18 protein-coding genes are annotated in these 18,403 nt (G+C 69.7%); 8 read left to right on the forward strand and 10 right to left on the reverse strand.

Annotation, left to right across the window (positions count from 1 at the left end; all coding sequences use genetic code 11):
• Position 1 precedes the first annotated feature (1 nt).
• Positions 2–421, reverse strand: a complete 420-nt coding sequence (locus M3Q35_RS00885; protein WP_273939631.1) for a nuclear transport factor 2 family protein — start codon at positions 419–421, stop codon at positions 2–4.
• A gap of 177 nt (positions 422–598) precedes the next feature.
• Between M3Q35_RS00885 and M3Q35_RS00890 the strand changes: the two genes are divergently transcribed.
• Positions 599–1,300 (forward strand): SDR family NAD(P)-dependent oxidoreductase, encoded by a 702-nt coding sequence (locus tag M3Q35_RS00890; protein ID WP_273939632.1) that lies wholly within the window; start codon positions 599–601, stop codon positions 1,298–1,300.
• Positions 1,301–1,302: 2 nt separating this feature from the next.
• Positions 1,303–1,650 carry a nuclear transport factor 2 family protein gene (locus M3Q35_RS00895; protein WP_273939633.1) on the forward strand — a complete coding sequence of 116 codons (348 nt, stop codon included), beginning with the start codon at positions 1,303–1,305 and terminating at the stop codon, positions 1,648–1,650.
• Here the strand turns inward: M3Q35_RS00895 and M3Q35_RS00900 are convergent.
• Complete coding sequence (locus tag M3Q35_RS00900; protein WP_273939634.1) at positions 1,629–2,327, reverse strand: alpha/beta fold hydrolase; 699 nt, start codon at positions 2,325–2,327, stop codon at positions 1,629–1,631. The genes M3Q35_RS00895 and M3Q35_RS00900 overlap by 22 nt on opposite strands.
• A gap of 280 nt (positions 2,328–2,607) precedes the next feature.
• Between M3Q35_RS00900 and M3Q35_RS00905 the strand changes: the two genes are divergently transcribed.
• Positions 2,608–4,464 carry a hypothetical protein gene (locus M3Q35_RS00905; RefSeq protein ID WP_273939635.1) on the forward strand — a complete coding sequence of 619 codons (1,857 nt, stop codon included), beginning with the start codon at positions 2,608–2,610 and terminating at the stop codon, positions 4,462–4,464.
• Positions 4,465–4,759: 295 nt separating this feature from the next.
• Positions 4,760–5,344 carry a CGNR zinc finger domain-containing protein gene (locus tag M3Q35_RS00910; protein WP_273939636.1) on the forward strand — a complete coding sequence of 195 codons (585 nt, stop codon included), beginning with the start codon at positions 4,760–4,762 and terminating at the stop codon, positions 5,342–5,344.
• 573 nt (positions 5,345–5,917) lie between these two features.
• Here the strand turns inward: M3Q35_RS00910 and M3Q35_RS00915 are convergent.
• Positions 5,918–6,244, reverse strand: coding sequence for a MazG-like family protein (locus M3Q35_RS00915; RefSeq protein WP_273939637.1), 327 nt, complete (start codon positions 6,242–6,244; stop codon positions 5,918–5,920).
• A 265-nt stretch (positions 6,245–6,509) separates the two neighbouring features.
• Here M3Q35_RS00915 and M3Q35_RS00920 point away from each other — a divergent pair, with 265 nt between their 5' ends.
• Both M3Q35_RS00920 and M3Q35_RS00925 read left to right on the forward strand, forming a co-directional pair.
• Positions 6,510–7,934, forward strand: coding sequence for an alpha/beta fold hydrolase (locus M3Q35_RS00920; protein WP_273939639.1), 1,425 nt, complete (start codon positions 6,510–6,512; stop codon positions 7,932–7,934).
• Positions 7,931–9,097 carry a serine hydrolase domain-containing protein gene (locus M3Q35_RS00925; protein WP_273939640.1) on the forward strand — a complete coding sequence of 389 codons (1,167 nt, stop codon included), beginning with the start codon at positions 7,931–7,933 and terminating at the stop codon, positions 9,095–9,097. The genes M3Q35_RS00920 and M3Q35_RS00925 overlap by 4 nt, the downstream gene beginning before the upstream one ends.
• On the opposite strand, the gene M3Q35_RS00930 is transcribed toward M3Q35_RS00925, so the two are convergent.
• From M3Q35_RS00930 to M3Q35_RS00940, 3 genes are all read right to left on the reverse strand, one after another.
• Positions 9,076–9,498, reverse strand: coding sequence for a VOC family protein (locus tag M3Q35_RS00930; protein ID WP_273939641.1), 423 nt, complete (start codon positions 9,496–9,498; stop codon positions 9,076–9,078). The genes M3Q35_RS00925 and M3Q35_RS00930 overlap by 22 nt on opposite strands.
• 107 nt (positions 9,499–9,605) lie before the next feature.
• Positions 9,606–10,508, reverse strand: coding sequence for an acetoacetate decarboxylase family protein (locus tag M3Q35_RS00935; RefSeq protein WP_273939642.1), 903 nt, complete (start codon positions 10,506–10,508; stop codon positions 9,606–9,608).
• A 129-nt stretch (positions 10,509–10,637) separates the two neighbouring features.
• Positions 10,638–11,243 (reverse strand): TetR/AcrR family transcriptional regulator, encoded by a 606-nt coding sequence (locus M3Q35_RS00940; RefSeq protein WP_273939643.1) that lies wholly within the window; start codon positions 11,241–11,243, stop codon positions 10,638–10,640.
• A 73-nt stretch (positions 11,244–11,316) separates the two neighbouring features.
• Here M3Q35_RS00940 and M3Q35_RS00945 point away from each other — a divergent pair, with 73 nt between their 5' ends.
• Positions 11,317–11,544, forward strand: a complete 228-nt coding sequence (locus tag M3Q35_RS00945) for a hypothetical protein (RefSeq protein WP_273939644.1) — start codon at positions 11,317–11,319, stop codon at positions 11,542–11,544.
• Here the strand turns inward: M3Q35_RS00945 and M3Q35_RS00950 are convergent.
• Positions 11,541–13,406, reverse strand: a complete 1,866-nt coding sequence (locus M3Q35_RS00950; RefSeq protein ID WP_273939645.1) for an ABC transporter ATP-binding protein — start codon at positions 13,404–13,406, stop codon at positions 11,541–11,543. The genes M3Q35_RS00945 and M3Q35_RS00950 overlap by 4 nt on opposite strands.
• Positions 13,407–13,467: 61 nt before the next feature.
• Between M3Q35_RS00950 and M3Q35_RS00955 the strand changes: the two genes are divergently transcribed.
• Positions 13,468–14,349, forward strand: coding sequence for an N-acetylglucosamine kinase (locus M3Q35_RS00955; RefSeq protein ID WP_273939646.1), 882 nt, complete (start codon positions 13,468–13,470; stop codon positions 14,347–14,349).
• Positions 14,350–14,419: 70 nt separating this feature from the next.
• Here M3Q35_RS00955 and M3Q35_RS00960 read toward each other — a convergent pair whose 3' ends face one another.
• From M3Q35_RS00960 to M3Q35_RS00970, 3 genes are read right to left on the reverse strand one after another with little or no spacing between them, the layout of a single operon-like run.
• The gene (locus tag M3Q35_RS00960) at positions 14,420–16,021 is read right to left on the reverse strand and encodes a phospholipase C (RefSeq protein WP_273939647.1); all 1,602 of its coding nucleotides are present in this window, start codon (positions 16,019–16,021) and stop codon (positions 14,420–14,422) included.
• A 20-nt stretch (positions 16,022–16,041) separates the two neighbouring features.
• Positions 16,042–17,235 carry an iron uptake transporter deferrochelatase/peroxidase subunit gene (gene efeB, locus M3Q35_RS00965; RefSeq protein ID WP_273939648.1) on the reverse strand — a complete coding sequence of 398 codons (1,194 nt, stop codon included), beginning with the start codon at positions 17,233–17,235 and terminating at the stop codon, positions 16,042–16,044.
• Positions 17,232–18,374, reverse strand: a complete 1,143-nt coding sequence (locus M3Q35_RS00970) for an EfeM/EfeO family lipoprotein (RefSeq protein ID WP_273939649.1) — start codon at positions 18,372–18,374, stop codon at positions 17,232–17,234. The genes efeB and M3Q35_RS00970 overlap by 4 nt, the downstream gene beginning before the upstream one ends.
• Positions 18,375–18,403 lie beyond the last annotated feature (29 nt).

The following is an 18,403-nucleotide window of genomic DNA, read 5'->3' on the forward strand; positions in this document are numbered from 1 at the left end:
GTCAGGACTGTAGGTGCCGGCTCAAGTCCCCACGGAGGTGGATGCTCACCTCCCGCCGCGCGAACCGCCACCGGCCGTCGGCCCGCGCGAAGCGGTCGCGGTAGCGGCCGGCGGCGACGCATTGCAGCGGAAAGTCCGGCAGGGCCTGGAAAATCGTCACGTACGCCTGCGTGGTCGCGGTGTCCCGGTCGACCTCGATGATCAGGTTGGTGGTGGCGTGCTGGGTACCGGGCGTGCCGTCCGCGTAGCGGATGACGGAGCGCTCGAGCATGCCGGTGACGGCCTCGCGGCCGGTGAACTCGGCCGCCCCGACGAAGGTGGCGTCGGCGAACAGGTCGCCGACGCCGGCGAAGTCGCCGGTGTCGACCAGGAGGGCGTAGCGGGCGATCAGGTTCTGGATCGCCACGTGATCGTCGGACATGCCGCCATCATCGTCGACCGGGCATCGGCCGCTCCTTGGCCACGCGAAGTTGGCGCGAAGTGAGCGGCCTGGGAGGTTGCGGCTAGCACAGCCTAGAAAAGTGGTCGTGGTAACCGGAATCTTGTTGGAGCACCATCGAACTAGTCAGGGAGGAACCGCTCGGAAAGCGAGATTCACATGAGCAAGGTCGCTGTTGTCACCGGTGCTTCGCAGGGCATCGGCGCGGGTCTGGTCACCGCCTATCGCAAGCTCGGCCACCGCGTCGTCGCCGTTTCCCGGAGCATGCCGGAATCGGACGATCCCGAGGTGCTGGCGATTCGCGCCGACCTTTCGGAAGCCGGTCGGGGCGTCGAGGTCGTCGAGCAGGCGCTGGCCCGGTTCGGTCGGATCGACACGCTGGTGAACAATGCCGGCATATTCGTGGCCAAGCCGTTCACCGAGTACACCGCCGAGGACTACGACGCGGTCACCGGCATCAACCTGCGCGCATTCTTCGACGTCTCCCGCGGCGCGGTGGCGGCGATGGTCGAGCAGGGCGGCGGACACGTCGTCACGGTGTCGACCACGTTGGTCGATCACGCCCTCGCGGCCGTGCCGTCGGCCCTGGCCTCGCTGACCAAGGGCGGCCTCAACGCCGTGACCAAGGCGTTGGCCATTGAATACGCGGCCCGCAACGTGCGGGTCAACAGTGTGGCGCTGGGCATCATCCGCACCCCGATGCACGCCCCGGAAACGTACGACTACCTGGCCGGCTTGCACCCCGTCGGTAGGCTGGGCGAGATCGACGAAGTTGTCGACGCCATTCTCTTCTTGGAGCACAACCGGTTCGTCACCGGCGAGATCCTGCACGTCGACGGCGGCCAGAGCGCGGGGCACTGAGCATGAACGCAGAAGAGCAGCTCCTGACCACGGTGCTGAACCGGTGGAAGGACGCGGTCGACTCGCACGAACCCGAGCGCGTGGCCGAGAACTTCACCGAGGATGCCATTTTTCAGGGCCTGCATCCTTACACGATCGGCCCCAAGGGTGTCGCCGAGTACTATCATTCCCAGCCGATCGGTATGAAGGCGAACTACGAGATCCAGGAAACGCGCCGGCTGAGCGAGAACCTGGTTCTAGGCTACCTGCACGTCGATTTCACCTTCACCGATCGGGACACCGTGAGCGTGCAGCTGAGCATTCTGCTCGACGGTGAGAAGATTCGGCACTACCAGGTATCGCGGCTCTGAAGAAACGGCACCACCACATCGCGGAACTGGTTCGGGCACCGGCTGTGCACGCGGTGCCCGGCCGCGATCGCCACCAGCCGGCCGTGCGGCAGCCGCCGGGTCATCTCGGTGATGTGGTCCAGGCGCACGTGACTGCCGGGTCCGCCGTGCACGAGCAGCGTCGGCGCGACGACGGCCGGCAGCCGTGACCACCAGTACGGGTCCGGCGTGCGGATCTGCGTGATCACCGACGGCGCCATGGTCCGGTCGAACGTCCGCCACCAGAACGTCGGTGTGATCGGCGGATCCGGTTCGTGCGGCGGCGGGGCGGTGTCCTCGAGGACCAGCCGCCGCACCCGGGCCGGCGATTCCAGCGCGATCATCGCCGCCACCCGGCCGCCGAGGGCATGACCGACCAGGTCCACCCGGCCTAGGCGCAGTTCGTCCAGCAGGCCGACGATGTCGTCCCGGAATCCGGCCAGCGGATAGCCGGCCACGCGGGAACTCCGGCCGTGGCCGCGCAGGTCCGGCATGATCACGCGGCGGTCGGCCAGGCACGCCGCCAACCGCCGCCAGGTGGTTCCACGACTGGCCATGGCGTGCAGCAACACCACCGGCGTCCCGTCCCGGCAGCCGGTTTCCCGGTAGGCGATGTCCACGTCCCCGACGCGCACGGTCGGCAGCTCGGTGACGGGCATCGACCAACTCTAACGGTGACCGCCCGATCGCGGTGCGTGGTCACTCGAACGCCGCAGCGGGGCCTTCCGGTCGGTAAATCGCGGCGACCGTGGCGTTACGGCGACCGACGGGGTAGAACTAGCCAACCTCCCATCACAACACCACATGCGGACCCGTCCGGCCGTTCGAGAGAGCGCTCCCACCGGATCAGGTCCAAGGCTTGGAAGGGGCCTTCCTCCACTCCGAGTGGAGGAAGGCCCCTTCCAAGCCGAACTTGGCCCCCGAGACAAGGACGACTCGATGACCATGGCCCGAAGACTTGGCCGGGCGCTCGTGCTCGGCATCGCGCTGGTGGCGGCCCTGCCCGCCATGGCCCTGCCCGCTGCGGCGGCCGGGGCTGCCGCGCCGCAGTACCACCCCGGCGGCGCCCAGGATCTCGGCCCGAACGTGACGGTGTTCGACCCGTCGATGCCGGTCGGTCAGATCCAGGCGGCGCTGGACGCGGCCAGCACGCAGCAGGTCGACAACGAGATGGGCACGCAGCGCTTCGCGTTCCTGTTCAAGCCGGGCACCTACGGCACCGCGACCCAGCCGCTGCAGATCAAGGTCGGCTACTACACCGAGATCGCCGGCCTCGGCGCGTCCCCGACCGACGTCGTGATCAACGGCAAGATCGAGACCTACAACCGCTGCCTCGAGGGCGGCGGCACCAGCAACTGCCTGGCGCTGGTGAACTTCTGGCGCACGGTGTCCAATCTCTCGCTCAACATCAACGCCACCGGCCAGGACGGCTGCCGGGCCACGGCCAACTTCTGGGCCGTGTCGCAGGCCGCGTCGGTGCGCCGGGTCAACGTCACCGGCAACACCCTGTCGCTGATGGACTACTGCACCGCCGGCCCGCAGTACGCCAGCGGCGGCTTCATCGCCGACTCCAAGCTGCCGTCGGTGGTCAACGGCTCGCAGCAGCAGTGGCTGATCCGCAACAGCGAGGTCGCCGGCTGGTCCAACGGCGTGTGGAACCAGGTGTTCTCCGGCGTGGTCGGCGCGCCGGCCGAGACCGGCTTCCCCAACCCGCCGTACACCACGCTCGACACCACGCCGGCCAGCCGCGAGAAGTCGTACCTGTTCGTGGACTCGCACGGCCGGTACAACGTGCGGGTGCCGTCGGTTCAGCACAACAGCAAGGGCATCACCTGGGCCAACGGCATGACGCCGGGGCGGACCGTGCCGCTGTCCGACTTCTTCGTGGCCAAGCCGTCCGACCCGGTGTGGCTGATCAACGCGGAACTGGCGCTGGGCAAGAACCTTCTCCTGACGCCCGGCGTCTACAACGTCGCGCAGAGCATCCACGTGTTCCGGCCCGACACCGTGATCCTCGGCCTCGGGCATGCCACCCTCACCGCCGATCGCGGCGCGATTCCGCTGGACATCGCCGGCGTGCCCGGCGTGATCGTGGCCGGCGTGACCTTCGACGCCGGCGCGCAGAAGTCCCCGGTGCTGCTGCGGGTCGGCCGTGAGCACGGCTTCGGCTTCAGCTCGGCCGGCGACCCGACCACACTGTCCGATGTGTACTTCCGCGTCGGCGGCCCGCACGTCGGCAGCGCCGACACCGCGCTGGAAGTCAACAGCGACAACGTGATCATCGACAACACCTGGGTGTGGCGGGCCGACCACGGCGTGGAGAACCTGACCGACACCCAGCGCTGGAACACCAACATCGGCCGGCTCGGCGCGGTGATCAACGGTGACCACGTGACCGCGACCGGCATGTTCGTCGAGCACTTCCAGACCTACAACACGGTCTGGAACGGCAACGACGGCACCACGATCATGTACCAGAACGAGCTGCCCTACGACCCGCCGACGCAGGCCGACTGGATGAACGGCAGCACGTTGGGCTACGGCGGGTACAAGGTGGGCGACAAGGTCAAGACGCACCACCTGTACGGCGCCGGGGTGTACGTGTTCAACCAGAACAACCCGGCCATCCACACCGCCAACGGGTTCGAGGCCCCGAACCGGCCCGGTGTGCAGCTGCACCACATCATGACGGTCAACCTCAGCGCCGGCACCATCGACCACGTGGTCAACGGCGTCGGCGGCCCCGCCGACACGACCAAGGTCGGCCAGCCGGTCTTCGTGACCGACTATCCGTGACGGCCGGCGTTCGGGGGAAGCCCTGCTTCCCCCGAACGCCTGGCCACCAACACCTTGGTCACGTGTCCGTCCTCGCGCACGGCCCACACATCGAAGCGATTCTCTTCGTAGACCGGGAAATCCGGTGGAACCGGGCCCGGGCGTCCGATTCGGACAGTGCGCCGTCGCCCACGTGGCGGTTGACCACCTCGTCGACCATCGGCGTCACGGCCGGAGGCTGGCGCCGCGGTGGCACCGCTGCCGCATGTAATACCTGTACCCTGTTATGGGTCTTACATCGAGAGGCGGTGCGCGCATGTGGCCGGCGAACGGGCGGTTCGGGATGGAGGTCGCCCCGGCGGGCCTGGCCTTCGTGCACGACCTGCTCAACACCCTCCCGGCCGGCAAGCCCCGGGCGGCCGACCTGTTGGGCTCGCTGGACGAGGCCCGCCCGTGGCTGGACGGCGCGCTGACGGCCTGGGCCGCGGAAACCGGCCGTGAGCAGCCCGTGGTTTCGCTGACGGAACGTGATCTGGGGCAGATCCGCGGCCTGCGCGAGGAGATCAAGAACGTGCTGACCGGGGGCGAGGGTGCGCCGGAGCGCCCTTCGGCCGCGCTCGAGCTGTCTTCGGCGGCGTTGCGGCTGGAAACGGACGGCCGGGTCGTGATCGAACCGCGTGGGACCGGTGCTCAGCTGGTGTCGTCGGTGGTGATGATCGAGATGCTCACCGCGCAGCAGGCCGACACGTGGCGGCGGCTCAAGGTGTGCCGCAATCCGCGGTGCCAGGTCGCATTCTTCGACCGCTCTCGTAACAACAGCGGGGTGTGGCACTCCACCAAGGCCTGCGGCAACGTGGAGAACCTGCGGGCCCACCGGGCCCGGGCCAAGTCGACGGCGTGACCGGATCTCCGTCGGGCCGCTCATCCGTGCCGTGTGCGGGTGACCGGTGACGGCGATGGTGCAGGACTCGCGCCGTTCCTTATTCACGAGTGTGACGAAAATGTCCGGTCAAGACAGCTGGTACACCAGCGTACTGACCGCCCGGAAATCCGGCCCAACCTGGCGAATTACCGTCCCCCGACAATGGTCGCGCGGGAATCGTCCGAAGCGCCCGATCGGGGTGATCAACTCGGCATCGTCCCAGCAAGCGGATGCCCCGACGAATGACGGTAGCCGCCCACTCGGTGCTGGGTTACACTGACCGGCGAATCGGGAGAAAAGCGTTTCTGCATGGGGAAACGAGCCGGGGAGGGTGACCCCGCTGGGGGTGAGTCACCCTCCCCTTCCGGTAGTCGCCGATTCAACTTTCTCGCCGTCCGGCTGTGACGAAAAGGCGCGAATTCAGCTCCGAATCGCGGCCGGTGCCGTCGAACAGCTCGGCGAGGCTGAGGTGGTGCACGGTGGCAACGGCTGGATGGTCGGCGTCGCCCCGTGGGCGTTGGGGCGAGGGGCGCGCCGAGCAGCCGTGGGAGGTCACCGCGGCGATGCTTCGCGCCAGCCGCGGGTGAGCACGATGTTGGCCTTCTCGTCGATGGCCTGCTCGAGGTCGATGCCCAGCTCCTCGGCCGTGGCGAAGGCCGTGATGATCACGTCGGCCAGCTCGGCCCGCATCTCCTCGGCCGTGCCGCTCCGGCGGGCCTGTCCCGACCAGCGTCGATAGGCGCCGACGAACTCGCCGCACTCCTCGGCCAGCGCCAGCACCTGCCGGTTGGCCCCGCCCTCGGCCGGAAAACCGTTGGCGTGCAGGTGTTCCACGATCACGCGGGCCAGGTCGCGAAGGTTGCCGGTGTTGATGTCCACGGAGGAGATCCTGCCGCAAGTCTTGCCGGGGTCCGGGGCGGAGCCCCGGCGTGGGGTGTGGGGGCCGGGCCCCCACAGGGCACCGCGAGCGACCTGGTTCGTGCTGTCCGCGGACATAGGTCCGCGGAGTTGGCGAAAGGGCGAGCTGTGACTTCCCCTCACGGCTCGCCCTCTCATGGATAACTGTAGCACAACATCGAACGTCTGTTCGACCGGCCGTGGTTCAGGTCACGCGGTAGGGTCGACGGCCTAAGGGGGATACCACATGATCGTCAATGTCAACGGCGTCGAGATCGAGGCGGACACGTTCGGGGAGCCGGGGCGGGCGGCGGTGTTGCTGCTGTCCGGCGCGACCGACTCGAAGGAGTTCTGGCGGCCCGAGTTCTGCCAACGCCTGGCCGAGAAGACCGGGCTGGTCATCCGCTACGACATGCGGGACACCGGCCAGTCGACGACGTACCCGGTGGGCGAACCGGGCTACACGCTGCACGACCTGGCCGCCGACGCGGTGGCGCTGCTGGATCACTTCGAGGTGCGGCGGGCCCACGTGGTCGGCTTCTCGATGGGCGGCGCGGTGGCGCAGATCCTCGGCATCAGCCACGCCGACCGGGTGGCCTCGCTGACGCTGATGGCCACCAGCTCCGGCGAGCCGGACCTGCCCGAACCGACCGACCGCATCAAGGCGTTCTTCGACGCGGACAAGCCGACCGACGGGGTCGAAGCGGCGCTGGCCGGCTGGCGCGCCCACGCGGCGCAGTCGGTGCCGTTCGACGAGACGGCGGCGCGGGAGCGCATCCGCCACGATCGGGCCCGGGCCAAGAACATCGAGGCCGCGACCAACGTGTTCAAGACCGAGCGCATCGACAACTGGTACCCGCGGCTGGGCGAGATCGGTGCGCCGACGCTGGTCATCCAGAACGACGAGGACCCGCTCTTCACCGCGGCGCACGGCGAGTCGCTGGCCAAGGCGATTCCGGGGGCGGAGCTGCTGACGCTCAAACAGGTCGGGCACGAGCTGCCGCCCCGCGCGTGGGACACGGTGATCGACGCGATCGCCGAGATGGCCACCGACGACTGGGACCTGCGTGCCGATCGCCTTGCCGCGCAGTCGATCGCGGTCGGCGACCCGACGGGATGGTTCGACCGCCTGTACGGCGAGGGCGTGCGCGGCGAGGTCCTGATGCCGTGGAACCGCCAGCACCCGCACCCGATCCTGGCCGAGTACCTCGACGGCAAGACCGGCAAGGGCAAGGGTCTTGTCGTCGGCTGCGGGCTCGGCGTCGACGCGGAGTTCCTGCGCGGCAAGGGGTTCGACACCACGGCGTTCGACGTCTCCGAGACGGCGATCGAGGTGGCCCGCGAGCGGCATCCCGGTATCGACTTCCAGGTCGCCGACCTGTTCAACCTGCCGCCGGAGTGGTTGCGGGCCTTCGACTTCATCGTCGAGATCTTCACCGTGCAGGCCCTGCCGGAGTCGGTGCGGGACAAGGCAACCGCCGCGGTCGGCAGCCTGCTCGCGCCCGGCGGCACGCTGTTCGTGGTCGCCGTGTCCCGTGACGAGGGCACGATCGCGGACGGCCCGCCGTGGCCGCTGACCCGAAGCCAGGTCGACGGGTTCGCGGTCGACGGCGTCACCCCGGTGTCCGTCGAGGAACGCGACCAGCGCTGGATCGGAGTCTTCACGCGATGAGCCTGTCCAGCCGGGGCCTGGCCCGCCTCTACGACACGCTCCGCCGGCATGTCGACGGCGGTGCCTGCCCCGGTCTGGTCAGCGTGATCAGCCGCCGCGGCGAGACCCACGTTGACGTGATCGGGGACGTCCAGCGGGACACCGTCTTCCGGGTCAGCTCCATGACCAAACCGATCACCGCGGCGCTGGCCATGGTGCTGGTGGAGCAGGGCCGGTTACGGCTGGACGACCCGGTCGACGAGCTGCTGCCCGAGCTGGCCGACCGCCGCGTGCTCACGTCGATCGACGCCCCGCTCGACGACACGGTGAAAGCCGACCGCCCCATCACGGTGCGGGACCTGCTGACGTTTCGCCTCGGCTGGGGCGGCATCTTCGCCCCGCCCGGCACCCATCCCGTGCAGGCCGCCGCGGCGGAGCTGAAACTGGGCCTCGGCGATCATCCGCCGCGCCCGGCCGAGCCGCCCGAGCCGGACGAGTGGCTGCGCCGGTTCGGCACGCTGCCGCTGCTCAGCCAGCCGGGGGAGCGGTGGATGTACCACGCGGGCTCGGAGGTGCTGGGCGTGCTGCTGGCCCGCGCCACCGGGCGCACGCTCGGCGAAGCCATGCGGGAGCACCTGTTCGAGCCGCTGGGCATGATCGACACCGGTTTCCACGTGCCGGAGCACAACCTGCACCGGCTCAGGACGAGCTACGGCGAGGGCGGCCAGGTCTTCGATCCCGTCGACGGCCAGTGGAGCCGGCCGCCGGCGTTCGAGGCCGGCGGCGGCGGGCTGGTCGCCACCGCCGACGACTACCTGGCCTTCGCGACCATGTTGCTGCGCAACGGAAAGAACGGCCGGGACCGGATACTGTCCCGGCCTTCGGTCGAGCTGATGACCACCGACCACCTCACCGCCGAGCAGCACGCCACCGACGGCTTCTGGCCCGGTTTCTTCGGCGAGTACCGGGGTTGGGGCTTCGGCGTGCAGGTCGTCACCAAACGTGACCAGCTGTGGGCCACGCCCGGCCGCTACGGCTGGGACGGCGGACTCGGCACGTCCTGGCACAACGACCCGGCCGAGGAGCTCACCGCCGTGCTGATGACCCAGCAGACCGCGTTTCCGCTGACTTCCGCGCTGTACCTGGACTTCTGGAACGGCGTCTACGCCTCACTGGACGACTGATAGCCCTTCTCCTGCAACACCCACGTGTTGCCGTCCGGGTCGGCGAAGTCGGCGAACGAGTTGTAGTCGGTGTGCTCCGGGTCGACGCCGGGCTGCCAGCCGTCCTTCATGTGCCGGACCTCGCTGACGGCCAATCCCTTGGCCGCCAACGATTCCCGTACCGCGGCGAGGTCACTCACGACCAGGTGCAGGCCCTTGACCGTGCCCGGTTCGGCGTCGGTGATGCCGACGCCGAACGCGATCGAGCAGGCCGAGCCCGGCGGATCCATCTGCACCACCCGGAAGGTGTCGCCGGCCCGGTGGTCGACGTGCACGGCGAAGCCGCACTTCTCGGCGTAGAACGCCTTGGCCCGGTCAACATCGGCAACCGGCAGCAACACGAGCTCCAGCTTCAGTTCCACGCGGCCAAGCGTGCCACATGCGCTTCCTATGTGGCATCAGGCGCCACATAGGAAGCGCATGTGGCGGAACAGGCGGGGGTGTGGCGGGGGCGGGAGTAGGCTGGAGGTCAGCCGGCGTCCGGGCCGGTGAGCATCTTCAGCGTCGTCACCGTGTAGGACAGCGAGCCGCGGAAGCCGGCGCCGGTGCGCACGGGCGCCAGGTCGGCCAGTTCCTCGCCGGGCGCGGCGAAGAAGGTCAGCGAGCTGGTGCCGCTCCAGTTGTTGCCGACGACCGGGGTGTCCAGCACGGACTGGGTCAGCTCGTGCACGGACGGGTTGCGGTACTGGCCGGCGAGCAGGCGCGGGAAGTGGCGCAGGTTCACGATCGGCCGGCCCAGCGCGGGCAGCGTGGCCGACGGCGACTGGAGGGTGATCTGCGCTTCGGCCAGCCGCCGCCCGTTGGCCGACAGGCTGGCGCCGAAGCGGCCGCCGGGGCCGACGATCGGGGATGCCTGGCCCGGCACGGCGAACGCCCGCGTCTGCCGGATCGAGCCCATCTTTTTTGGGAAGCCCTGGAACCAGCCGCGGGCCAGCGCCGCGTCGTTGTCCACCCAGATGTACGGGCACCAGGCCACGGCCCGGCCCTGGAACTGGGCGTCCATCAGGATCAGGAACTCGGAGTACTGGCTGCGCACCGGATCCAGGTACTCCTGCTGGGAACCGGCCCACTGCCAGTCGATGAACAGCGCGTAGGCGTGGCCGCTGGTGGTGGGGTCGGGGGTCAGCCCGGCCGGCAGCGCGGCCTGCGCGGCGGCCGGCGTGGTCCAGAACTCGACGCCGACCACGTCGCCGGCGTAGTGCCACGGCGGCTCGGGCACGATGTTGGCCGTGCCCTTCGGGCTCAGCGGCAGGCTGTAGCCGAGCAGTTCGTTGGGCGGCAACGGGTCGGCCACGGCCGGCGCCGCCATCGCCGCGGCGCCGACGGTGGCGATGCCGCTCGCCAGCACGCTCCGTCTCCCGATCTCGGACACGCGTTCCTCCTTGTGCGGGTGGGACTACGCCGCGAAACTACCCGCGGCGGCGGACCCGCCCTGCGGTGATCGACTGCTCGATGCCTTACCACTGCCCGAAAAGCCGACACCACCGGAGAACCGGCCGAGTCAGTCCACCGGCGGGAAAACGCGATCCAGGTTGTAGTCCAACGTGGCCAGCACCTTCTCGGCGGTCGCGGTCCCGACCAGCACGTCCGGCCCCATCCCGTTGGCCACGGCGATCAGCGTCGCCACCTCACGTTCGGGATCCAGCCACGCCGGCGAGGCGCCGGCGGCCTGGGAATCCCTGATCAGGCCGGCAAAGAAGGCCGCCAGCTCGTCCGTGCCGTCGCCGCGGAACGCCTCGCCCATGTCCGGATCATTCAGTGCCCGCACGAAAAACGCGATGAACACCAGGGAAACCATCCGCCCGTGCTCGTCGACCGGCACGAGTTCGAGCAGCGAGGCCCGGATGATCTCCCGGGCCGTCGGCTCGCGGCCGAGGTCCAGCCGGGCCCGCACACGTTGTTCCAGCACCTCGTTCAGGTGCTTGAGCGCGTACAGCAGCATCCCGTGCTTGGTCTCGAAGTAGTACTGCACGAGCCGCATCGAGACGCCGGCCTCGGCCGCGACCTGGCGCAGGCTCACCGATTCCAGCCCGGACGTGCTGGCCAGCCGCCAGACCGCCGCGGCGATCTCCTGCCGCCGCTGCTCATGGTCGACCACTTTCGGCACCCGCGGCTCCTCACGATCTGTTATGGTGCGATCGCACCATAAAAACACGTGTCGATCAAACTCGGGGGAGAACATGAGCAAGCAGACCTGTGACGCGCTCCAGACCGTGGCCGCGCTGATCGGCATCCACAGCGGCGTGCTGCCGTTCGTGTTCAGGCTGATCGGCCGCGGCCCGTCCGGCCTGGCCCTGCCGCTCTACCTGCCGGACCCGGCCGCGCTGATCGTGGCCGGGTCCGTGCTGGTGGCGAGCGTCGCGGCGCTGTGGCTGCTGGAGAACGCCAAGAAGCGCGCGGTCTCCTAGACCGCTGCCGTCGGCTCCTCGCGGAACTGCGTGTTGTGCAGGTCCGCATAACGTCCGCCGGCGGCCATCAGCGCGGCGTGGGTGCCCCGCTCCACCACCGTGCCGTCCTCGATCACCAGGATCTGGTCGGCGCTGCGGATGGTGGACAGGCGGTGCGCGATGACCAGCGCGGTCCGGCCCTGCAATGCCTCGGTCAGCGCGGCCTGCACCGCGACCTCCGACTCGGAGTCCAGGTGCGCGGTCGCCTCGTCCAGGATCACCACGCGGGGCCGGGCCAGCAGCAGCCGGGCGATGGTCAGCCGCTGCCGCTCGCCGCCGGACAGCCGGTAGCCGCGTTCACCGACCACGGTCTCCAGGCCGTCGGGCAGGCTCCGGATCAGGTCGCCGAGGCGGGCCCGCTCGATCGCGTCCCACACCTCGTCGTCGGTGGCGTCCGGCCGCGCGTAGCGCAGGTTGGCGTCGATGGTGTCGTGGAACAGGTGCCCGTCCTGGGTCACCACGCCGACCGCGCCCCGCACGTCGTCGAACGACAGCCGGCGAACGTCCACATCGGACAGCCGAACCGCGCCCGAGTTCACGTCGTACAGCCGCGGCACCAGCGAGGCCAGTGTCGACTTGCCGGCGCCGGAGGACCCGACCAGCGCCACGAGCTGCCCGGGCTCGGCCCGGAAACTGATGCCGTGCAACACTTCCTGGCCGCCGCGGGTGTCCAGGTTGGCCACCGCCTCCAGCGAGGCCAGCGACACCTGGTCGGCCGACGGGTAGCCGAACCGCACGTCGTCGAACTCGACCGACACCGGGCCCGTCGGCAGCGGCTCGGTGCGCTCGGCCTCCTGGATCATCGGACGCACGTCCAGCACCTCGAAGACCCGCTCGAACGACACCAGGGCGGTCATGATGTCCACGCGGGCGTTGGCCAGCGCGGCCAGCGGCGTGTAGAGCCGGGTCAGCAGCAGCGCCAGCGACACCACGGTGCCGGCGGCCAGCTGCCCGGTCAGCGCCAGCCAACCGCCGACGCCGTACACGACGGCCTGGGCCACGGTCGGCAGCAGCGACATGCCGGTGAGGAACCAGCGGGTGGCCATCGCCGACTTCACGCCGATGTCCCGCACCCGGCGGGCCTTGTCGCCGAACTCCTCGGCCTCGGCCTTGGGCCGGCCGAACAGCTTGACCAGGGTGGCCCCCGGCGCGGAGAAGCGCTCGGTCATCTGGTTGGTCATCGACGCGTTCAGCCCGGCGGCCTCCCGCTCCAGCCCGGCCATCCGGGTGCCCATCCGCCTGGCCGGCAACAGGAACGCCGGCAGCAGCACCAGCGCCAGCAGCGTGACCTGCCACGACAGCGACAGCATCACGACCAGCGTCAGCACCAGCTGGATCACGTTGGTGACCAGGCCCGACAGGGAGGACGTGAACGCGCGCTGCGCGCCGATCACGTCGTTGTTCAGGCGGCTGACCAGTGCGCCGGTCCGCGTCCGGGTGAAGAAGGCGACCGGCATGCGCTGCACGTGCTCGAACACCGTGCGGCGCAGATCGTAGATCAGGCCCTCGCCGATCCGTGACGACTGCCAGCGCTCGACCAGGCTGGTGCCCGCGCTGACCAGGGCGACCAGCGCGATCAGCAGGGCCAGTCCGACCACCACGCCGATGGCCGCCCTGGTGATGATCGCGTCGACCACCCGGCCGGCCAGCACCGGCGTGCTCACGGCGAGGAACGCGTCCACCACCGTCAGCGCGAGGAACACCCCGAGCTTGCCCCAGTGCGGGCGGGCGAACTCCAGCACCCGCCGCAGGGTCCCGCGGCGCACCTGGCTGGGCGTGTCCGCCCTGGCCATCGCCCCGCGCATCAACATCCAGGAATCCATGATCCCCCCGACCTCGAGTGTTCCGACGACCGGGGAACCGGGCCGTCTACCCTTCTATTCCATGTACCTCGGCGTCGACGCTGGCGGCACCAACACGAGGGCGGTGCTCGTCGACGCGGACGGCGCCGTGCTCGGCACCGGCAAGGCCGCCGGCGCCAATCCTGTGGCCCACGGCGTCGAGCACGCCGGCCGGCAACTGGAGTCGGCGCTCCGGCAGGCCTTGGGAGACTTTACTGCCGCCCGCGTCACTTCCGCCGTGATCGGTCTCGCCGGCGGGCCCACGGCCGGCCGCCCGCTGCTCGACGAGGTCGCCCGCGTGGCCCGTGACCTGGGCATTGTCGTGCCGCGGGTGGTCAGCGACGTGGAGGTGGCCTTCGCCGCCGGCAGCGAGTCGCCGTCCGGGGTGGTGGTGCTGTCCGGCACCGGCGCGGCCGCCGCCGAGGTGCGGGACTGGCAGATCGTGCGGCACGTCGACGGCAACGGCTGGCTGGTCGGCGACGACGGCTCCGGCTTCTGGATGGGGCGACAGGCGGTGCGGGCCGTGCTGCGCATGATCGACGGGCGCGGCCGGCCGACCAAGCTGGTCGACGTCATCTGCTACGCGTTGGCCGCCGAGCCGGACATCGCCTCGCTGGAGGCCGCCGTCTACAACGAGCCGCCGCTGCGGCTGGCCGCCCTCGCGCCGTTGGTCACCGCGCTGTACCGGGACGACTCCGTGGCCGCCGAGATCGTCACCGAGGCGGCGGAGCTGCTGTTGGCCGCCGTCGCCGCGCTCGGTCCCGTCGCCGCCGGCTACCGCGAGGCCGTGCTGGCCGGCGGCCTCCTGCTGGCCCGCGGTCCGCTGCGTGACCTGGTCGCCGGCGGCATCGAGGACCGTTACGGCCTCACCGCCCGCTTCGCCGACGACGGCGCCTTAGGCGCCTCCCGCCTCGCCCGCATGTAACGCCTGAAACGCTTGGAAGGGGCCTTCCTGCACTCGGAGTGCAGGAAGGCCCCCTTCCAAGCGAAGGTCGCTACTTGACGACGGCCCCGGTCTTGGGGTCGAGGATCAGCTTCTTGTCGCTCGGGCGCTGCCAGAAGTTGAACATGTCGCACAGCGAGCCCGCCCGCTGGTCGAACGAGTGGTCGCCGATCTGGCCGGTCCGCCAGTTCTCCTCGATGAACTTGAGGATCGAGGTCTGGTCGGTCAGCGAGTGGTCGACGTGGTTGGTCTTGGCGTACGGCGAGACCACCAGCAGCGGCAGGCGCGGGCCGTAGCCGCAGCGGTCGGCGTAGCCGCCCGACACCGGCTTCTTGCCGCACAGCGCGGACTGGTCGAGCGCGGCGTCCTTGGAGCCGTTCACGCTCGGCGGCAGCACGTGGTCGTACCAGCCGTCGGAGTCGTCGTAGGCCAGGATGACCGCGGTCGACGACCACTCCTTGGACTTCTGCAGCTGGTTGATCTCACGCACGACGAACGCCTGCTCGTCCAGCGGATCCGAGTAGGCGCCGTGACCGTCCTGGTACGAGCCGGCCTTGAGGAAGCTGACCGACGGCAGGTTGTTCGCGGCCAGCGCCGCGTCGAAGTCCGAGGTGTCGTACTGGTGGTTGGCCTGGTCGGTGCGGCCGATCATGTTCACCGACGACGGCGGCAGGTGCTGCGGGTTGGCCGTCGACTTGTAGTACATGAACGGCTCGTGGTGCGGGCTGTAGTCGTTGGACGAGTTGCCGCCGATGTTGGCGTGCGTCGCGCCGCAGACCGCCTTGCCGTCGGCGCTCTTCGAGGTCGGCTTGAAGCCGCCCTGGAACCAGCCCCACGTCACGTGCTTCTGGTTGAGCAGGTCGCCGATGTTCTGCCCGTGCATGACGGCCAGGTTGTTGGACGACTTGCCGTTGCTGTTGGAGCAGTCGTCGTAGAACGGGTCGGGGTCGTTGGTCATCGTCCCGATGCCGTTGCTGTCCGGCGACTGCACCGTGTACGAGTCCGTGGTGGGCTTGCCGGTCTTCGGGTCGTACGCCTGCACGCCGTGGGTGTTGCCGGAGATCAGGTTGATCGCGCCCGGGGACGACGGGCCGTACACCGTGTCGAAGGAGTTGTCGCTCAGCGCGTAGTGCTGGGCGTAGTTCCACATCGCGGTGACGGTGTTGCCGTCGTAGTAGTCCATCACCAGGCCGGGTTCGCCGAACAGGATCGGCTGGCCGGTGCACTTGTCCGTCTCGGTGCTCTCGACGAACTTGTCCATCTTGCCGCCGTTGACGGCCTTCTGCTCCGGCCCGTAGCTGTGGTTCTGGTCGCAGGTCAGCGCCTGCGACGGGGCCAGCCGCTTCGGGTTGTAGGCGTTGGGGTTGTTGGTCAGCAGCTGCTTGGACAGCCCGTTGACGTGCGGGGTGCCCGGCGCCGCCTTGAACGGCGTGCCGTCCGCGTTGGTGGCGTTCGGGTAGGTGCCGAAGTAGTGGTCGAACGAGATGTTCTCGCCGAAGATCACCACCACGTGCTGGATCGGCGTCGTCGGATGGACGAGCTGGTACGACTCGGCGGCGTTGGCCACCTGGTTGGCGTCACCACCGCTGCACGCGGCCAGCAACAGCCCCGTCGCGGCCACGGCGGCCGTGGCCAGGACACGGCGTCTAGGCATGCCTTTTCCTCCTGAGTGACTCATGCGAGCAACGACCGTCCGAAGTGGTCGCCGCTGTCCCGAACACCGGGAAGCGCGAAGAAGTAGCCGCCGCCGACCGGCCGGATGTAGTCGACGAGGGGCTCGTCGGCCAGCCGGGTCTGCACGGCCTCGAACTGCCGGGCGATGTCCTGCTGGTATCCGCAGAACAGCAGCCCCATGTCCAGGTCGCCGACGGAGTCGGTGCCCCTGTCGTAGTTGTAGCCCCGCCGCAGGAACTGGCTGGACGCCGTCTCGGCGGTACGCGGGTTGGCCACCCGGATGTGGCTGGTCAGCGGGATCGCCGTGCCGGTCGGGTCGGCCGGGTAGTTCGGCACGTCGGTCTCGCTGTTGCCGTCCAGCGGTGCACCGGAGTCGCGCCGCCGGCCGAACATGTTCTCCTGCTCGCTGACGTCGACCCGGTCCCAGAACTCCACCAGCATCCGGATCTGGCGCAGCACCTGGTAACTGCCGCCCTCGACCCACGACGGCTCGCCGTTCCCCTTGCCGACCCAGACGAGCTTGTCGAAGTCGGCCGGCACGGGTTTGACGATGCCGTCCTTGAAGCCCATCAGGTTGCGCTGCGTGCCGGACGGGCGGGGCGGGCTCTGGAAACCGTCGACCCGCCAGCGCAGCTGCATGCCGCCGCGGGTGTGCCGGGCGATGTCCCGCAGCGCGTGCAGCACGGTGTCGGTGTCGGTGGCGCACAGCTGGAGGCTGAGGTCCCCATGACACTGGCTGTCGTCCAGGGTGTCGTTGGGGAACGTCTTCATCGCGGTCAGCTTGGCCGGCTTGCGGTCCTTGAGACCGTAGCGGTCGTCGAACAGCGAGGCGCCGACGCCGACCGTGACGGTCAGGTCGTCGCCGGGCATGTCCGGGCCCAGCACGCCGGAGTCGGCCGGCGGCGCGGTAATGCCCAGCGGCGGCAGCGCGCCGCCGGCGGTGAGCAGCCGGGCCCGGTCGGTCAGCGTCTGCAACAGGTCTTTCAACTCGCCCTTGTCGGCGGCGATCACGTCGAAGCTGGCGAAGACGGCTTGTCGCTGCGGCGGGGTGTCAATGCCGGCCTGGTGAATGCCGTGGAAGGGCACGGAGTTCGAGGTCGCGGCGTCGGCCGTCACCGTCATGCCGGTCACCGCCGCAGCGCCCGCGCCGACGAGCGCGCCGCGCAGGAAGGAACGGCGGCCGACGCCGGTCATGAGCTTCTCCGAACTTCGCAGATGGCGGCGACCGGGGCGAGCTTCTCCAGCAGCTCGCCGACCGCCCCGTTGAGCTGTTGCCGCGTGGTCCGGTCGAGCTGGCCGACCGGCGTGTTCAGGTGCGCGGTCAGCAGCGCGCGGGTCCGGTCCGACCACTTCTGCACGGCCGGCAGGTCCGGGTAGCGGGGCTTGAGCACCGGATCGAGGATCGCCAGCACCTTGGCGGTGCCGTCCAGGTTGGCCAGCGCGGTGTTCAGCGTGGTGCCGCTGCCCTGGTCGTTCTCACCGGTCAGCTCGAACTGGAGGGCGTTCTCCATGATCTCGTGGGCCCGCAGCCCGAGATCGTTCGGATCCACCTGATCGTTGGGCAGCTCGTTCTGGAGTCCGTGCACGTCGGTGGCCAGCTGGTCGGCGACCGGCTTCAGGTCGGCGGCCGATGCGTTGTGCCACAGGCCCTTCTCCAGCGGATGGAAGCCCGCGTCGGAGCCGTCGATCTTGTCCGAGAAGTCGCCGAAGGCGTCATAGGCCGCGCCGAGCGAGTTGTACGCCAGGTGTGCCGGCAGCCAGTCGGCCCGGGCCGCGTCCAGGTTGCCGGCGTCGACGTCGTCCCGCAGCTTGTCGGTCTTGGCCGCCAGGTCGGCGACACCGGTGGCCACCGCCGCCTCGTACTGCTTGACCAGCGGCAACAGGTCGTTCTTGGTCACCGGGACGACGGCCGGGCCGCCCTTGGCGTCGCCCTGGAGCTGCGTCACCGGGCCAGTGATCGGATCGGTGTCCTCGATCAGGCAGCGGAACGCGAACTGCCCGGCGCCCAGCTGCACGTCCATCGGCGCGCTGGTGTTCGGGCCGAGGCCCTCGACCTCGGCGTACACCTTGTTGCTGGCCACCTCGACCAGGTCCACCTCGGCCGCCGCGTCACCGGTGTTGTGCAGCGTGAAGGTCTGGCGGCCGGTCTTGGGCCCGGTCCAGCCCTGGCCGCACTGGCTGCGGGACACGGTGATCTGCGGCGGGGCGCCGGCCGCGTCGGCCGTCGACTCCCAGGGCCGCCAGACCGCCACCGCCACGACCGCGCCGACGCCGATCACCGCGATCGCCGTCGGCAGGGGACGGAGGGTCGGCACAGGGTCGCTCCTGGTCATCGGAGGTTTCTATCGTGGGGAATCCTAAG

The sequence above is a fragment of the Kutzneria chonburiensis genome (genome assembly GCF_028622115.1).
Classification (GTDB): Bacteria; Actinomycetota; Actinomycetes; order Mycobacteriales; family Pseudonocardiaceae; genus Kutzneria; species Kutzneria chonburiensis.

Excerpts from the sequence above, each read along its gene's own strand:
- M3Q35_RS00970 (WP_273939649.1), bottom strand. The coding sequence starts at position 18,374 with ATGACCAGGAGCGACCCTGTGCCGACCCTCCGTCCCCTGCCGACGGCG.
- M3Q35_RS00955 (WP_273939646.1), top strand. The coding sequence starts at position 13,468 with ATGTACCTCGGCGTCGACGCTGGCGGCACCAACACGAGGGCGGTGCTC.
- M3Q35_RS00910 (WP_273939636.1), top strand. The coding sequence starts at position 4,760 with ATGTGGCCGGCGAACGGGCGGTTCGGGATGGAGGTCGCCCCGGCGGGC.
- M3Q35_RS00900 (WP_273939634.1), bottom strand. The coding sequence starts at position 2,327 with ATGCCCGTCACCGAGCTGCCGACCGTGCGCGTCGGGGACGTGGACATC.
- M3Q35_RS00925 (WP_273939640.1), top strand. The coding sequence starts at position 7,931 with ATGAGCCTGTCCAGCCGGGGCCTGGCCCGCCTCTACGACACGCTCCGC.
- M3Q35_RS00885 (WP_273939631.1), bottom strand. The coding sequence starts at position 421 with ATGTCCGACGATCACGTGGCGATCCAGAACCTGATCGCCCGCTACGCC.
- M3Q35_RS00895 (WP_273939633.1), top strand. The coding sequence starts at position 1,303 with ATGAACGCAGAAGAGCAGCTCCTGACCACGGTGCTGAACCGGTGGAAG.
- efeB (WP_273939648.1), bottom strand. The coding sequence starts at position 17,235 with ATGACCGGCGTCGGCCGCCGTTCCTTCCTGCGCGGCGCGCTCGTCGGC.
- M3Q35_RS00945 (WP_273939644.1), top strand. The coding sequence starts at position 11,317 with ATGAGCAAGCAGACCTGTGACGCGCTCCAGACCGTGGCCGCGCTGATC.
- M3Q35_RS00905 (WP_273939635.1), top strand. The coding sequence starts at position 2,608 with ATGACCATGGCCCGAAGACTTGGCCGGGCGCTCGTGCTCGGCATCGCG.
- M3Q35_RS00920 (WP_273939639.1), top strand. The coding sequence starts at position 6,510 with ATGATCGTCAATGTCAACGGCGTCGAGATCGAGGCGGACACGTTCGGG.
- M3Q35_RS00950 (WP_273939645.1), bottom strand. The coding sequence starts at position 13,406 with ATGGATTCCTGGATGTTGATGCGCGGGGCGATGGCCAGGGCGGACACG.
- M3Q35_RS00890 (WP_273939632.1), top strand. The coding sequence starts at position 599 with ATGAGCAAGGTCGCTGTTGTCACCGGTGCTTCGCAGGGCATCGGCGCG.
- M3Q35_RS00960 (WP_273939647.1), bottom strand. The coding sequence starts at position 16,021 with ATGCCTAGACGCCGTGTCCTGGCCACGGCCGCCGTGGCCGCGACGGGG.